The sequence below is a fragment of the Clostridium ljungdahlii genome (assembly GCF_001636845.1).
Taxonomy (GTDB): Bacteria; Bacillota; Clostridia; order Clostridiales; family Clostridiaceae; genus Clostridium_B; species Clostridium_B ljungdahlii_A.
In genome coordinates this window covers 97,899-114,145 of the sequence record NZ_LITT01000001.1, presented here as the reverse complement: position 1 = coordinate 114,145, position 16,247 = coordinate 97,899, and the positions used below count along the sequence as shown (strand labels likewise).

Sequence of the window (16,247 nt, the reverse complement as noted above, 5' to 3'; positions counted from 1 at the left end):
TATGGAACTTAAAAAAAACCAAACACCTACATGGCCACCAACTATGGAGGAAAAAGAAGAATCCGGGTTTGTTGATCGCGAAGTTAAGGGACAACCTTCAACTGAAAGAAACAAGAGAATCAAGCAGCGTTATTTAGATGCAAGACTTATGTTGGATCCAGAATTTTCAGTTTTATTTACAGAAAAATGGCGTGAATGTGATGGGGAGCCTGTATTAATACGCCATGCTAAAGCTTATGCTTATGCACTGGAAAATGTTACTCCATCAATTCTACCTGATGAATTAATTGTAATGCAGAAAACACGTTACACACGTGGAGCACCGGTTCATCTGCAATACAGCCAGCAATTCTATCCGATTATGTTAAGTCATAGTGAATCTGTTGAGGACAAAAAAATATACGATATAGGAATGGGTGGCGGACGCAAACATATTGAAATAAAAGGCTTGAAGCAGTGTGGAATTTATGCAATCAGAGATGAGGATGTTCAGCCACTTCTGGATGCCTGCAATTATTGGAAAGGCAAATGTATTGATGAAGCAGCTGAAAAATTTATTAACGAAAACATGCCTGATGCAGAAACCTTTAATAATGGCTATAAGGTAACTATGTGGCCGTTAAGTGTTGTTTCCATAATGGAAGGCAGATGGGTACCTGCTTATGATATAATCGTGGAGCGCGGCCTTGAGGATGTTATCAAGGAATGCAAGGAACACATTGCCAATACTTTACCTACTACCTATGATGTTGCCGAAAAGATCTTATTCTGGAGAGCTTCAATTATTTCCTGTGAAGCAGTAATAAATTGGTCAAAGAACTATGCGCAGCAAGCTCGCATAGCTGCAGACGCTGAGACAGATATGACACGTAAAAAGGAACTATTAGATATAGCAGAAAGGCTTGAATGGGTTCCTGCAAAACCTGCACGTAATTTCATGGAGGCACTTCAATCTGCATGGATAGGCCATATCGCTGTGGGACATGATTGTTCTGTCGTTGGTCTTTCACCAGGAAGATGGGGACAATTGTTGTACCCTTATTACAAAAAAGATCTTAAAGAGGGAAAGTTAACACGTGCACAAGTTATTGAAGTAATGGAACAGATACGTATCAAATTCTCAGGGAATGAATACATTGCACCGCGTGCATGGTCTGCAATGGCTTCTGGAAACGCATATCAGCACCTAGTAGTGGGTGGCGTAGATAAAAATGGGTTGCCAGCAGAAAATGACCTGGAATTTGATATTTTACAAGCTGGTATTAATATGCAGACAATACAGCCAACCCTCGGGGTACAGGTCAGTTCAAAGACCAGCAATAAACTGATGATGAAGGCTGCAGAATGCTGCAAGAGCGGCGGCGGCTATCCAGCATTCTTCAATAACGACATCAGCATTCAGCATTTACTAACAGATGAAAGTGAAGAAGATATTACTTTAGAGGATGCAAGAGATGTAGCTATTGCAGGATGTGTTGAAATCGGAACACAGGGAACCTCGCACGGTATCACCCATCCGGCATTCTTTAATGAACCAAAGATCCTTGAAATAGTTCTTAATGATGGTGTTGATCCAAGAACAAACGTAAGATGCTATGATCCCCTAGGGGAAATAGACAGTTATGAAAAACTGTGGGATGCATGGTGCAAGGTTGAATCAAAATATCTTAAATTTTACATGGATGCATGGAACTATACAGTAGAAATGCGCCGTGAAATAAATCCTCTGGTATTTGCTTCGGTGTTGATGAAGGATTGTGTTAAGACCGGTAGGCCTATGGACGAAAATGGATGTCGCTATAATAAGTCAGTAACCCTGTTGAATTCAGGAATGGTTAATGTAGCAAACAGCTTTGCTGCTATCAAAAAGTGTGTATTTGAAGAAAAATTATTTACTTTGGATGAATTAAAACAATCTTTAAAGGAAAACTTCGGTTATGAGAAATCAGATAGTCGTACGTCGATGCTTGAACAAAAACGAATTGATATGAAATGGGCTAAGATCCATAAATTATGTCTTGATGCACCAAAGTTTGGTAACGATGATGATTATGTTGATAGCATTTTCGTACATTTGTGGCAGCATTATAAAGATATAGTTTCAAAACAAACAACCTATTTAGGCTATCATTGGGTTCCGGCAGCATTATCCATATCATCACATGGTCCATTTGGTCGTGTATGTGGAGCAACACCTGATGGAAGATTAGCAGGTGTAACATTGACCGATGGCATCCTTTCAGCAACTCCAGGAACTGATGTTAATGGTCCTATGGCTCTATTGAATTCTGGAATTAAACTAGATTGTACCGATATGCGTAGTGTACAGCTGAATATGAAATTTCATCCTAATGCTGTTAAAGGTACTGAAGGTTCACACCACCTTGTAGACCTAATTAGAGGCTATTTTAGTAAGGGTGGTTACCATATCCAGTTCAATATAGTGGACTCCAAGATGCTCCGAGATGCACAGGCACATCCTGAAAACTACCGTGACTTAATTGTACGTGTTGCCGGTTTCAGTGCATACTGGGTTGAGTTAGGAAAGCCAATTCAAGATGAAATTATTGCCAGAACAGAATATGGAACTTCAATATAATAATATTAGATAATATAATTATTGGATGTGCATATCCCATCCCACATGTATAAAATAGTTATTTAATCATATATTGAGAGATAAAAGGAGGAAATTAAAATAGCGAATAAAACAGGAATAGTTTTCGATATTCAAAGCTTTTCAATTCACGATGGGCCGGGCATTAGAACTATTGTATTCTTGAAAGGATGTCCACTAAAGTGCTGGTGGTGCGCAAATCCTGAGGGACAAGCTGCCTCACCAGAAATTAGTTACCATGTTGATAAGTGTCAGGGCTGTATGTCATGCGTAATAGCTTGTAAAAATAAAGCTATAGAAGGAATTACTGAATTAAAAACAGGTGGAGATCATATTAAGATAGATAAGGGAAAATGTAAAAAATGCTTGGAATTTGATTGCGTGAATGCCTGCCCGAATAAAGGGTTAGTTACCTGGGGAAATTTAAAAACAGTTAAGGATGTAATGAAAGCGATAAAACGCGATATTTCATATTTTAGAGAAAATGGTGGCGTTACGTTGTCTGGTGGAGAGCCTTTATACCAACATGACTTTGCTTTAGAAATATTGAAAGCATGTAGAGAAGAATATATTAATACAGCAATTGAGACTACACTTTATGCACCTTTTGATGTTATTGAACCTTTTATACCTTTTGTAGATTTGTTCCTATGTGATATTAAGCAAATGAATGATTCAAAACACAAAAAATATACAGGGGTACCCAATAAAATGATATTGAGTAACATTTGCAGTTTATCTCAAAAAACCAAAAATATTTTAATAAGAATTCCTTTAATTCCAGGATGTAATGATGATATTTTAAACATTCAAAATACATCAAAGTTTGCATACGATAATGGGATAAATAGAATAAATATATTACCCTACCACAATCTTGGACAAAGCAAGTATGATAAATTGGGTAAAGAATATAAATTAAAGGATACAAAATCCCCTGAAGCTGATAAATTGGAGCAGTTAAGAAAAGTAGTGGAAGAACAAGGTGTTAAATGTATAATCGGATAAAATTAAATCTATGCATTGCAAAATAATTCAAAAGTACCCTCACATCACATTTATGACATGAGGGTACTTAAACTCTTTTTTTAATTGTCATTGACATAGGGTTCATTTTAAATATTAAGCGCTCCTTCTTATATCTTAAAATTATGTACCAATTTATCAATCTTTTGAGCAAATTTTTCTTGATTTTGTGACGTTTGTACCATTTGTTCCATAGATTTTGAGGTTTCATCAATATTACCTTTAATATCCCCAGTACGCTCTGCAGAAAGCTGTGAATTTTCTGCAAAAGTTTGTACTGCTGTACTAACCTGGTTTACTGTGGCTTCCACTTCTTCTGACATAGATGCAATTTCTTCGGACATGGAACTTACAAATTCACCATCTTCATCATATTGTTTTGCTAAATCTTTATATTCATGCAATGTAGGTCTAATATGTTTTATAACAAATTCAAGTAATTCTTTGCTATTTTCTGACAAGTTTTTAAAAGCATCTTCCACCTTTACTACGGTACCTTGAATAGAATTTACGGTTTCCGCTGATTGTTCTGCAAGCTTTTTCACTTCCTCTGCAACTACTTCAAATCCTTTGCCTGCTTCTCCTGCCCTTGCAGCCTCAATAGCTGCATTTAGTGCAAGTAAATTAGTTTGTGATGCAATTGCTGCAATTCCATCCGCCATAGTTTTTATTTCATTTACCACTTTTCCATCTTCTATAGACTTTATTATATTTTTTTCTTTTTCATCATAAATAGCATGAGTTTCTTCCAATATTTTTTTGCCATTTACCTGAGCTTCTTTTGCTCTTTCTTTAATTTGAGAAGCATTGCTGCTACCATCCATAGCTTTTGAAGATAATTCCTCCATGCTTGAGTTAACTTCTTCAATGGATGCTGTTATTTCTTCTAATGTGGCGCTTTCTTCTTGAACATCTTTATCTATTTCTACTGTTGAGTGGTCTACATTTTTTATTTTAGATGTTATTTTCTCAATTGAAGCTGATAGTTCCTCAGAAGATGCACTAATACCCTGCCAATTTTCCATAATAGCATTTATAAGTTCTCTAATATTATTTTGTGCTTTTATTAATGATGCTTCTGTTTGTCCAAATTCATCACTTCTTGTGTTCTTAAACTTATATATAAAATCATAATTGGCAAGCTTTTCACCAAATAATTTTATCGTGTTTAATGGTTTCATTATACTCTGAATTAATATGTAAGCCATAAAAATTATAATTAAAAGTGCTATAGCTGTGATAATTATAACTTGATTCCTAGAACCCTCATTTATTTTTGATAAACTTAATATACTTTGTGCTGCTATTAAAATTATAAACATACAAACTATTGAAAATACTAATATAAACTTTTTCTTTACACTCAAATTCTTAAAAAATTGCATTTTGACGCTTCCCTTCTATTTTATAATATGTTCTTGAAAATCCAATACACAAAATTAGCCAGTAAAATGATTATATGAAAATTTGCCTGTCCCAAAATTACTTAAATCTGTAAGTATATATCTTATCATTTTACATCTTACACCTTTTTGTAATATATTTCAAGATATTATTTACTTTTTGTGCAATTTTCGTCAAAGAATCTATTTTTTACTAAATTTTATTTAAATAAGACTTACTAATTTAGCTGCATGAAAATAGTGAAGTTAAACTAAAAAACTTATCCATTCTAATATGACCCATTTTTTTCATTCACATATTTTGTAACATTAGTCATAATTCTTATAAATACAACCACTATTGTTGCCATTGTAATTAATCCACCTATAGTAATTAAAAATATCTTTAAACCTTGCGACACCTAATCTCACCCCTCTTCTTAAAATTCAACATTATTTCTATTATTATCACATATTAACTAATATATACACTGTACAAAATTTTTTGTTTCACGAGTACTATAGGAGGCTATTTGACATTCACACTTTCCAATCTTCACAATTCCACACATCCGTTGCAATATCTTCATAAAACTCTGGTTCATGGCACACTAAAATTATGCTGCCGTCATATTCCTTTAAAGCACGCTTAAGTTCATCTTTAGCATAGATATCTAAGTGATTAGTTGGTTCATCCAAAACTAATATATTGGTTGGTTTATTGATAAGCTTGCATAATCTAACTTTGCCCTGTTCTCCTCCACTCAATATATTAATAGGACTGTCTATGTGCTGTCTTGTTAGTCCGCATTTAGCAAGGTCACTTCTAACTTCAGTTTGGGTCAAATCAGAAAAAGTCTTCCAAACATCATATAAAACCGTATGGGTATTACTTTCTGCAACCTCCTGCTCAAAGTAGCCTATTTTTTTATAGTCACTTAAAACTATTTCACCACTTATAGGTTTTAATAATCCGATCAAACTTTTTAATAGAGTTGTTTTTCCTAAACCATTAGCTCCAGTTATTGCAATTTTTTCTCCTCTTTTCATTTTTAGATTTAGAGGTCTGCTTAAAGGCTTGTCATATCCAATAACCAAATTGCTGGCTCTAAAAATTACACTTTCCGGCATTTTTACACTTTTAAAATTAAAGCGAGGTTTTATAAGGTTCTTTTTAATTTCTATTCTTTCAATTTTGTTTAGCTTTTTTTCTCTTGCCTTTGCTTGTTTTGCCGTTGCAGCTCTTGCTTTATTCTTTCTTACATAATCTTCAAGCTTTGCAATTTTATTTTGCTGCTCTTTGTATTCAATTTGCAGCTGCTGTTTTCTCATTTCATAAAGTTTGAGAAAATAATCATAATTTCCGTGATATCTAGTTAAGATTTTGTGTTCAAGGCGATATATTACATTGACAACACTGTTTAAAAAGCTGTTATCATGGGATATCAATATAAAGGCATTTTCGTAATTTATTAAATAGTTTTTTAACCACTCTATGTGTTCTTCATCCAGGTGGTTAGTAGGTTCATCTAATAACAAAATGTCTGGTGCTTCAAGTAAAAGCTTAGCAAGTAAAACCTTTGTCCTTTGTCCACCGCTTAAAGCTGAAACGTCTTTATCTAAAAGTTCTCTAATCCCAAGACCTGCTGCTGTAGATTGTATTCTTGAATTAATGCTGTAAAAGTTGTTTTTATCTAAAGTTTCCTGCATATTTGATAGCTTATGGAGGGCTCTTGATAATTCTTTTTCATTCATAGTACCAAGCTTGTTGCATAAATCACTTATTTTTTTCTCTATATCAAATAACTTTGAAAATGCACCTTTTAAAGTGTCTAGTGTGGTATTCCCTTTTTTTAGATCAACATGCTGATCCATATAGCCTATGCTAAATTTGGGATTCCATTCAATTGTGCCCCCGTCCGGTAGAAGCTCTCCCGTAATAATTTTCATAAAGGTTGACTTACCTTCCCCATTAGCACCAATAAGACCAATATGCTCTCCTTTTAATAATTTAAAAGATGCATTTTTAAATAATACTCTTTCACCAAATGAATGGCTCATATTTTCAACTGTTAAAATACTCATTATTTATTTACTTCCTTTATCTATGTATTTCCAAATTAATATATTATGCGCTTTTAAAGCATATCATTTCATGCTATAAATACTCAAGCTCATAAATATTTCTGTATTATATGTGACTATATAAAACAACGGTATATTAGCATACTTTTTTATGCTAATATACCGTTTTACATTAACCATGTTTTTTTTGTTTTCTGATTATTCTTCTAATACTATTTTCTGTTAAATAATATTGCTTAGATAAGCTTTTAACAGATATCCCTGTACAATACTTATTAAAAATTTCTTTATTCCTTATATAAAGATACTTTTTGGTTTCAGTATTTTCTCCCCAGGATTTTTTATTTTCATTTTTTCTAGGAATATAAATATATCCACCATCGGTATATTTTTGAATTGTTTCAATTATACATTGTGGTAATATATTCTGTGCCTTTTCATATTTCATAAGTCATCTGCTCCAATCTACATTTACTTTGTAAATAATGAAGCAAAGACTGAACAAAACATGTAAAAACTAAATTGATAAATTATAGGGTCGCTAATTAACTTATACACTACTCATAATGATTTAAAAATGTCATTTTGAAACATACATAAATTAAGTTTAACATTGTTTTCCCTGCAGCTCCAAGCAAAATTTTTCCATGTTTTTACAATCTTTGCATGGAGCTAAATCTTATAACTAAAAGCATTATGAATTTTCCCCCTTTTTCTTTAATCATACTAATTGTATATTTACAATATTATTCTATGAACTCATACATCATGAAAACTATTGAAGTTTCGAAATACAATCAAATTAAGTATAATATAAACTCCAGCATTTTCAAAGCTTTAATTTAAGATGACTTCAATAAGAAAAAGTTAGTTGTTTATAAGTAAAATGCTTATAATTAGATATATGTGAATTTTGATTTGGTATGGTGATATATTATGGAGAAAAAGGCAAAAATATATAAAGTTATTGATTTAGCTAGAATATATGGTATTCATCCAAATACTATAAGGCTATATGAAAAGCTAGGCTTTATATCTAAAGCAAAAAGAAATATGAATAACTACCGCATATTTGAAGAATTACATGCATTACAAATAAAGGTTTGTCGGTATATTTTGGGTTATCCTTTTACAAACAAACATATAAGAAATGCCAGTAATGAAATCATGTGGTCAATAGCAAAAAAACAGTGGGATGAAGCAGGACAAAATACAGATTGTTATATACAGATGATTGAACAGGAAATTAAGAAGGCTCAAAAGGCCTGTGAAATGCTAGATAATTGGGCAAACTCAATTAAGAATAATGAAATCTTATTAGAAAATAAAATGTTGTCACGTAAAGATATTGCTGATTATCTAGGGGTCACTACTGAAGCCATACGAAATTGGGAAAGGAATGGGTTAATTCTTGCAGAACAAGTAGGTAAAAAAGGTAAAAAACTTTATTCAAGTACTGATTTAGGAAGAATGCACATTATATATATGCTATTACAGTCTGGATATAGTATGGCTTCGATCCACCATAGTATTTCAATGTATGATAAAGGACATGCCGAGTTAGTGTCATCAGCACTGGACTGTCAAGAGTATGATGATTTTATTTCAGTTGGAGATCGCTGGCTTTATGAATTAAATAAACTACTAGAAGCAGCTCAAAAAATACCTTCAATTATTGAAGAGATGAAAAATTTGTCCGATGACTACCTGCTCTAATACTCCCACTTCTCCAAGTGGGAGTAAAGAGCAGCTACATCCCTGGATAACGATTTCTAAGCATAAGGTGGAGTCAAAACTCCATCTTATGCCAAGAACTCTGTTTATAAAAAACCTTACACTTGCACACCACCCTGTATTTTCTATGTTATTTTTTAATAGAAGGATGGTGTGTTGTTTTTTCATCCTAAATTATAAAAAAGCTGGAGGTAAAACGATGATAAGTAAGGTTTTTAAAGTGATTACAAAAGAACGTGCAGTAGGAACAGCTGCAAATGATGAAATAATAAATTTTTTAGAAAATAAGTTTAAGCATATGAACTATTCAATAAAATCTCTGCCATTTGAATGTACTGTTTGGGAAAATGGGAAATCAACTCTTATGACTGGCAGTCACTCATTTGAAGTTGAGCCAAGTCCTTTTTCTGAGCCCTTTAAAGGAAGTGGGAAATTGATTATGGTTAGAACTGTAGAGGAATTAGAGGAGATTGACTGTAATGGTTTTATCTTAGTATTGTCAGGAAAACTTACAGAAAGTCCTTTGCAGCCAAAAGACTATCCCTTTTATTATCCCAAAGAACATAAATATCTTATTTCTCTACTTGAAAGGAAAAAGCCAAGAGCAATTATTGCTGCAACAGGTAAAAATCCATTAAGCGGTAAAAATCCATTTCCGCTTTTTGAAGACGGAAATTTTTTAATACCATCAGCAAATATTAATGAGCAAACCCTATCAAAAATTGAAGCCGCAGGGCTTTTAGGTGAAGTTGTGTATTTGACAATAGATTCCCACAAGAGGTTATCTAAAAGCCGACAGATTGCAGCATTAAAGAAGGCTAAAAACTCAATGGGCAAAATTGTTATAGGTGCTCATATGGACACAAAATATAATACACCTGGAGCTTTGGATAATGCAGCAGGAGTTGCAGTATTGCTGCAGGTGGCTGAAGTATTGAAATCTGAAAAATACGATATAGAGATTGTACCATTTAATAGTGAAGAATTTTATGGTGCGTGTGGTGAAATGGAGTATTTAAAATTAATTGATAATGAAAAAGATAGAATTAGGCTCATGATTAATATAGATTCACCATGTCATAAGGGAGCCGAAACTGCCATTTCCTTTCACAATCTAAGTGATAATATAAGTGAAATTATAAACTGTACTATAGATAAGAGTGAAAAAATTGTTAAAGGTAAGGAATGGTATGCTGGAGATCATGTTCCTTTTATATTTCGTGGTATACCTTGTTTAGTAGTAACATCATCAGATCTTTTTAGTGGTGGCTTAGAATACACCCATACCTCAAAAGATACGTTGGATACCATTGATTTTGACATAATTGGCCATATAGTCAGGTATATAGTTGAAATCATTTCAGCTTTTTCTGTTTAAGCATTTTTAAAATGAATAGAGTTGGATTCCAAATTTGAACTGCAATAAATAAACAGCTTAATCTTAGAATCTTTTTAGCATATGTCTGTTATGGTAAAATATAGTTAACTGCGTTTATCCGAGGAGTTGATTAATACAATGGACGAAAGTAAAAAACTTTATCAAATAGGAAAAGTATCTAAAATATGCAATATTCCAATAAAAACACTCAGATACTATGATGAAATAAAACTGTTGATACCAAGAAAGGTCGATCCAGACAGTAATTATAGATATTATTCAAATGACCAATTGGCTTTGGTGCTTGTAATCAAGCATTTTAAAGAAGCAGGCTTTTCATTAAAGGAAATAAAAGTGCTTTTGGGCAGAGAAAATTTAGAGTATAACACAAGAAAAATTAATGAAAAATGTATAGAAATTGATAATAAAATTAACGATTTAAAAATGCTAAAAACAAAATTGCAGTTTTTCATAAAAGAAAGCAAGAAGGAAAAGAAAAAAAATAAGAATTTTAAAATAGGAATAAAAGAAATACCAGTTTCTTATGTTGCTTATCTCAGAAGTAAGGGGCCCTGTACTATTGAAGAATTTACAGTTAGGTACTGTAAGCTGATTTCATTGGTTGAAAGAAACAATTTTCATATTATAAAAAATGCTATGGCAGTGTATTATGATAACTGTATCGATTTTGAAGAAAAAGAAAAGCAAGATTATGATATAGAAGTTTGTATAGCTGTATCTGAGGAAAGAGAAATAAATGGTTTAGTTAGAAAGTTTGGAGGTTTTAAAGCTGTTACTGCTATTCATTATGGAAGTTATGACAATATGATAGATACTTATAGAAAGTTGTATAAATACATTTATGAAAATGGATATGAAATTTGCGGTGAGCCTGTAGATAATTATCTTGTGGACATAATGAACACAGTAGATGAAGAAAATTATGTGACTGAACTTATAGTTCCAATAAAATAATTAAAATAAGTGTTGACTCTCCCGTTACTGTATGCAGTATTCTTTCAATTGTAGATATTTACACCAGAAATATATATCTGTAGATAAGTCTGTTAACTTCGGTGTATCTCTATATGAAGTTTGAAAGAGGTGTATGTAAGTTGAGCGAAAAGAGTACAAAAATTAATGAAAGCTATATTGAAAATGAAAAGCTTGGCAAGCTTATTATGAAGTTTTCAATTCCCTGCGTACTCGCAATGGTGGTCAATGATCTTTACAGTATTGTGGATCAGATTTTCATTGGTCAGGGAGTAGGCTATATTGGTAATGCAGCTACAAACATAACCTTTCCACTTGTAGTTTTAGCCTTAGGTTTTTCACTACTTTTGGGAGATGGCGCAGCTGCTTTTTACAGTATAAAATTAGGAGAGAAAAACAAAGAACAGGGCGCTAAGGCAATAGGTAATGCAATTGTTTTGATGGTGATTTTAGGTTTGATATTTTTAGCAGTTGGATATATTTTTATGGAAAAGCTGCTGTGGAGCTTTGGGGCTACAAGTACTAATATTTCTACAGCACTGGATTATATGAGAATAATCTTAATAGGATTTCCTTTCATGATTTTGGCAGCAGGTCTAAATTCAATAATACGTGCAGATGGCAGCCCGGAATATTCAATGCTGGCAATGATAGTAGGAGCAATTATAAATATTGTTTTAAATCCCATACTTATATTTCATTTCAGTATGGGGGTTAAAGGTTCTGCCATAGCAACAATAATAGGACAAATTTTATCCTGCACAATTTCTCTAAGTTACCTTAAAAAGTTTAAAAACATAAAGTTTAAAAGAGAATATTTGAAGCTCGATGTAAAGGTGAGCAAGACAGTAATGCTTTTAGGTATCTCCAGTTTAGTTACACAGGCAGCAGTAACAGTAATAATAATAGTAAGCAACAATATGCTTAAAATTTATGGAGCACAATCAATTTATGGCAGTGATATTCCCATATCAGCAATAGGTATTGTAATGAAAGTGAATGAACTTTTATTAGGAGTTGTAATAGGTATAGCCATAGGAGGCCAGCCAATACTTGGATACAATTACGGTGCTAAAAATTTCAAACGTGTGAAGGATACTTATTTTATGCTTATAAAAATAGCAACTGTTGTATCAATAATAGGCTTCATTATATTTCAGTTTTTTACGCAAGGTATAGTAAATCTATTTGGTCAAAATAATGCACTGTATAATGAATTTGCATTAAAATCTTTTAAGATATTTTTGATGCTCTGTATGTTTATAGGTTTTGAACTTACAAGTTGTATTTTCTTCCAGGCTATAGGTAAACCTGGAAAAGCAATGCTTCTCACACTATGTAAACAGACCTTCTTTATAGTTCCCCTTATGATAATTTTACCTAAGTTTATGGGAGTTTTAGGAGTTTTATATGCAGGACCCTGTGCAGAAACATTATCAGTTATAGTGACTATTATTCTTATTACTTCAGAACTTAAGAAATATTCAAAGTTAACTGTAAGTTGATTTCATCAACTAAAATCAACTTTTAATCCATTGTTATCATATATTAAAACCGTATAATTACATTATGAGGTGATAATTATGAAAGAGATTAATATTGCAAAAACACTTATCACAAAGCGTAAAGAAAAAGCCATTACACAAGATAAACTCGCTGAATATATAGGTGTATCCAAGGCGTCAGTTTCTAAATGGGAAACAGGTCAAAGTTACCCTGATATTACTTTTCTTCCACAGCTTGCAGTATATTTTAATATCAGTATAGATGAACTTATAGGATATGAGCCGCAGATGACAAAGGATGATATAAAAAAACTCTATAATAAGTTAGCTGGTGAATTTAGCAGCAAACCTTTTGAAGAGGTTCTAGATAAGTGTCATGAGATCATAAAAAAATACTATTCTTGTTTTTCACTTTTAGTGCAGATGGCTGTACTTCTTACGAACCATTATATGCTGGCAAATGGGAAGGAAGCACAAGCGTCCGTTCTTCATGAAGTAATCGATTTATGCCAGAGAATTAGAACGGAAGAGGATGATGTGTATATAACAAATGAGGCAAACTCACTTGAAGCTACCTGCTCTCTCATATTACAGCATCCGGAAGAAGTTCAGGAATTATTAAATGGAACAATGAAACCTAAACCATCAGATGAAGTAATACTAGCAAGTGCATATCAGATGACAGGAAATATACAAAAGGCAAAAGAAGTTTTACAGGTTGGTATATATCATCATTTAATTAATATGATGGATACATTACCAAGTTATTTTATATTAAATCAGAATACTCCAAGGCAGTTTGAAAATATACTCCAGCGCACAATTTCCACAGCCGAACTTTTCAACTTAGACAAGCTTCATCCCGGAGTTATGCTAAAGATATATTTAACAGCAGCACAATGCTATGCAGTGCAAAATAATCAGGATAAGGCAATTGATATGATAAGAAAATATGCGGATATATGCACATCGGAGTCACTCTCATTTAAACTACACGGCGATGAGTTTTTTGACAGTATTGATAATTGGTTTGCAGAATTTGATTTAGGGAACCAGGCCCCAAGAGATGAAAAGGTCATTAAAAGAAGCATGCTCCAGGCAATCACAGAAAATCCGGCATTTGCAGCATTTAAGGATCAACCCAAATTTAAGAGTATCCTTGAATCAATAAAATCAAAATTAGGTAACCTGTAAAGGACTTATTTGACACTATTATAGTTTCCAAGGTTTCTGCTTCACAGATAAGTCAACTTAATCAAATAAATATTCTTATCTGAAACAAAGAAAATTTTTTACTTCAGCTAAAATGGAACTATATTAAATTATAGCTCCATTTTGGTTAAAATCATTTTTAACCAATTACTTCTTCAACTGTTTTAATAATAGCCTCTATGCTTGGAAATAGACTTGGAAATTTTGCCTCTTTATTTTCAACAAATATTACCCCATCTTCTTTAAGTGTTTTCACATTTCTTTGTACACTTGGTTTGCTGTACATTTTCGGATTAATATGAGTTGCAAAAATAATAGGTGCACTTGTTGACAATAGATTTGTAGTAAGAAGATTATCTGCTATTCCATTTGCTGCTTTTCCAACAGTATTAGCGGAAATTGGTGCAACAAGCATTAAATCAGATTTAAAGGACAGTGACTGATGATTCATATCATAAGCCTTTGGAAGTTCAAATTGCTCAATCTGGATAGGTGTTCCTGCCTCTCTCTGTACCATAAGCGGTGTAACAAAATTAGCTGCATTTGTCGTCATAATTACATGTACCTGTGCCCCACGCTTTTTCAATTCCTTAATTAACATAAGTGACTGGTTTGCTGGGCTGCATGCTGTGATCCCTAAAGTTATTATTTTTCCTGATAACATATTTACTCCTCCATTTTCTTGTAATTCTATTTGTACTTATTGAAATTGGAATCAATTACTTACACAATAATATAAATTCTACAAATTAATCCAAACTCCTCCGTGAACAACCAAATTTATAATACTTTAACTTGTACGCATCAAATTAAGTTCAACACTCCAATCTCTTCTTCCATCGCTTTTTCATCCAAACATATTCATTGTAAAAAGTTTCTCATTTTGTTTTGTTTATTGTAAGCGGTAAATAACTTGACACATTGACAGAGTTATTTATCGCTAATTTTTAGGTACAACAAAAACACCTAAGGGGTAATACCAGCAGCCGTGTCATGTACTGAAAATCATGTGCCATATAAAGGCAATTTCTAAGTATAGTAGCTATATGTATAAAAATAGGCCACATTCTGAAATTAATATCCTGATGTGGCCTTAGTTAGTAAACAATATAAGAATATTGTTAAATCAGACAAATAAATTAAGAGTGCTGCAAAAAAATATGTACTACCACATGATGTACAGCTATTCTATAATATATAGAAAACAAATTATATCATGTGATTTTTAGCTTTTATACCGTTTTACTAAATATTTTTAATAGACGCAAATAGTGATTTGCTTCACGTAAAGTATGGTCGCCCAAAAGTGGTATTATTATGGACTTAATTTTACATTCTACCAATCCTTCTGTACCCTGTGCCTTAAATTTGCTTATTTCTATGGTTGCTTTCAGACTGCTATCTGTAACTTTTGAAATTGGTAATGCTTTATCCATAGCTTCCCTTGCTTCTTCTGTAAGCTTATCAAATTCATTTCCAAAGTTATTTGCCGTTTTTATAAGTTCCCCTTCGGTTGGATCAAGAAGCCCTCGAATAAATTTTGAATGTTCAGCCATAATCCTGTTCCAAAAAGCTTCTTGTTCATAAGCTTCTCTTTCTAAATTCACATCTTCATGACTTTGTAATTTTCTAACTAGGTGAAAATAAAACTTTGCTTCTCTTAAAATATGATCTATAAGTAAAGGATAGTTAGTTGTAAATATTCTGCAGGATACAACATCTGATAGTAGCTTAGCCTTAAACTGTGCTAAAGCCCTAGTTAGCCTCATTGCTTCCTCATTAAGCATAATTACTTTTCGATAAATAGAAGTTCTACCTGATCTTGATGTATTACCCATTAATCTAGTTTCTACTTCAGTTAGTTTAGTTGGAATTTTCACTCCTGTAAAATAGGATGATGCCTTTTCAGCTTCTAATGTAAAAGGTGTTACTACTTCATTAGATTGTAATACACTCGTTGAAACAACTCCATTTGAAAGAGCTATGGTATTAGTTAAAAGTCTATCAAATGCCATCCTAAAATTATTTGCATGCTGTATATAACTTGAATTTTTCGAAGTAAACCCTATTTGTAAAAAGAAAGAGTGTTCCTTCATAATCCGTGCAAAGAAAAGGTTCAATCCCAGTGATTGTCGTATAAACTCACTTCTAGATAGCATAGTCAATTCTCCTTAAAAATTTTCTTTGTTACCATTATATTAAGTGTATATGTAACTGTTACAATTGTGTATATGTCAAATATATTGTTATCATTGTAGGTACAAGTCACCTTATGTATCCAAAAATATTTATAGTATAGAACTTTCTTGTTTACG

At 32.5% G+C, this 16,247-nt stretch carries 13 protein-coding genes; 7 read left to right on the top strand and 6 right to left on the bottom strand.

Annotation, left to right across the window (positions count from 1 at the left end):
• Position 1: 1 nt before the first annotated feature.
• Together WY13_RS00620 and WY13_RS00615 are read left to right on the top strand one after the other, a co-directional pair.
• Positions 2-2,599, top strand: a complete 2,598-nt coding sequence (locus WY13_RS00620; protein ID WP_063553785.1) for an indoleacetate decarboxylase — start codon at positions 2-4, stop codon at positions 2,597-2,599.
• Between the two features lie 93 nt (positions 2,600-2,692).
• Positions 2,693-3,625, top strand: coding sequence for an indoleacetate decarboxylase activase (locus WY13_RS00615; RefSeq protein WP_063553784.1), 933 nt, complete (start codon positions 2,693-2,695; stop codon positions 3,623-3,625).
• Positions 3,626-3,753: 128 nt separating this feature from the next.
• Here WY13_RS00615 and WY13_RS00610 read toward each other — a convergent pair whose 3' ends face one another.
• The 4 genes from WY13_RS00610 to WY13_RS00600 all read right to left on the bottom strand — a co-directional run bounded on the left by WY13_RS00610 (position 3,754) and on the right by WY13_RS00600 (position 7,558).
• Positions 3,754-5,028: a HAMP domain-containing methyl-accepting chemotaxis protein gene (locus WY13_RS00610; protein ID WP_063553783.1), complete on the bottom strand. Its 1,275-nt coding sequence runs from the start codon at positions 5,026-5,028 to the stop codon at positions 3,754-3,756.
• A 287-nt stretch (positions 5,029-5,315) separates the two neighbouring features.
• Positions 5,316-5,447, bottom strand: coding sequence for a hypothetical protein (locus WY13_RS21980; protein ID WP_278321756.1), 132 nt, complete (start codon positions 5,445-5,447; stop codon positions 5,316-5,318).
• Positions 5,448-5,565: 118 nt separating this feature from the next.
• Complete coding sequence (locus tag WY13_RS00605; protein WP_063553782.1) at positions 5,566-7,110, bottom strand: ABC-F family ATP-binding cassette domain-containing protein; 1,545 nt, start codon at positions 7,108-7,110, stop codon at positions 5,566-5,568.
• Positions 7,111-7,282: 172 nt separating this feature from the next.
• Entirely contained in the window at positions 7,283-7,558 is a 276-nt protein-coding gene (locus WY13_RS00600; RefSeq protein ID WP_063553781.1) for a CD3324 family protein, read from the bottom strand.
• Positions 7,559-8,046: 488 nt separating this feature from the next.
• Here WY13_RS00600 and WY13_RS00595 point away from each other — a divergent pair, with 488 nt between their 5' ends.
• The 5 genes from WY13_RS00595 to WY13_RS00575 all read left to right on the top strand — a co-directional run bounded on the left by WY13_RS00595 (position 8,047) and on the right by WY13_RS00575 (position 13,914).
• Positions 8,047-8,826: a MerR family transcriptional regulator gene (locus WY13_RS00595; protein WP_063553780.1), complete on the top strand. Its 780-nt coding sequence runs from the start codon at positions 8,047-8,049 to the stop codon at positions 8,824-8,826.
• A gap of 217 nt (positions 8,827-9,043) precedes the next feature.
• Entirely contained in the window at positions 9,044-10,222 is a 1,179-nt protein-coding gene (locus WY13_RS00590; RefSeq protein ID WP_063553779.1) for a M28 family metallopeptidase, read from the top strand.
• 138 nt (positions 10,223-10,360) lie between these two features.
• Complete coding sequence (locus WY13_RS00585) at positions 10,361-11,197, top strand: MerR family transcriptional regulator (protein ID WP_063553778.1); 837 nt, start codon at positions 10,361-10,363, stop codon at positions 11,195-11,197.
• Between the two features lie 113 nt (positions 11,198-11,310).
• Entirely contained in the window at positions 11,311-12,720 is a 1,410-nt protein-coding gene (locus WY13_RS00580; RefSeq protein WP_082848330.1) for an MATE family efflux transporter, read from the top strand.
• 78 nt (positions 12,721-12,798) lie between these two features.
• Entirely contained in the window at positions 12,799-13,914 is a 1,116-nt protein-coding gene (locus WY13_RS00575; protein ID WP_063553777.1) for a helix-turn-helix domain-containing protein, read from the top strand.
• Positions 13,915-14,071: 157 nt separating this feature from the next.
• Here the strand turns inward: WY13_RS00575 and WY13_RS00570 are convergent, their stop codons facing one another.
• Together WY13_RS00570 and WY13_RS00565 are read right to left on the bottom strand one after the other, a co-directional pair.
• Complete coding sequence (locus WY13_RS00570; protein WP_063553776.1) at positions 14,072-14,596, bottom strand: flavoprotein; 525 nt, start codon at positions 14,594-14,596, stop codon at positions 14,072-14,074.
• Between the two features lie 568 nt (positions 14,597-15,164).
• The gene (locus WY13_RS00565; protein WP_063553775.1) at positions 15,165-16,091 is read right to left on the bottom strand and encodes a DUF2935 domain-containing protein; all 927 of its coding nucleotides are present in this window, start codon (positions 16,089-16,091) and stop codon (positions 15,165-15,167) included.
• Positions 16,092-16,247 lie beyond the last annotated feature (156 nt).

Excerpts from the sequence above, each read along its gene's own strand:
- WY13_RS00620 (WP_063553785.1), top strand. The coding sequence starts at position 2 with ATGGAACTTAAAAAAAACCAAACACCTACATGGCCACCAACTATGGAG.
- WY13_RS00610 (WP_063553783.1), bottom strand. The coding sequence starts at position 5,028 with ATGCAATTTTTTAAGAATTTGAGTGTAAAGAAAAAGTTTATATTAGTA.
- WY13_RS00605 (WP_063553782.1), bottom strand. The coding sequence starts at position 7,110 with ATGAGTATTTTAACAGTTGAAAATATGAGCCATTCATTTGGTGAAAGA.
- WY13_RS00600 (WP_063553781.1), bottom strand. The coding sequence starts at position 7,558 with ATGAAATATGAAAAGGCACAGAATATATTACCACAATGTATAATTGAA.
- WY13_RS00595 (WP_063553780.1), top strand. The coding sequence starts at position 8,047 with ATGGAGAAAAAGGCAAAAATATATAAAGTTATTGATTTAGCTAGAATA.
- WY13_RS00590 (WP_063553779.1), top strand. The coding sequence starts at position 9,044 with ATGATAAGTAAGGTTTTTAAAGTGATTACAAAAGAACGTGCAGTAGGA.
- WY13_RS00585 (WP_063553778.1), top strand. The coding sequence starts at position 10,361 with ATGGACGAAAGTAAAAAACTTTATCAAATAGGAAAAGTATCTAAAATA.
- WY13_RS00580 (WP_082848330.1), top strand. The coding sequence starts at position 11,311 with ATGAAGTTTGAAAGAGGTGTATGTAAGTTGAGCGAAAAGAGTACAAAA.
- WY13_RS00575 (WP_063553777.1), top strand. The coding sequence starts at position 12,799 with ATGAAAGAGATTAATATTGCAAAAACACTTATCACAAAGCGTAAAGAA.
- WY13_RS00570 (WP_063553776.1), bottom strand. The coding sequence starts at position 14,596 with ATGTTATCAGGAAAAATAATAACTTTAGGGATCACAGCATGCAGCCCA.
- WY13_RS00565 (WP_063553775.1), bottom strand. The coding sequence starts at position 16,091 with ATGCTATCTAGAAGTGAGTTTATACGACAATCACTGGGATTGAACCTT.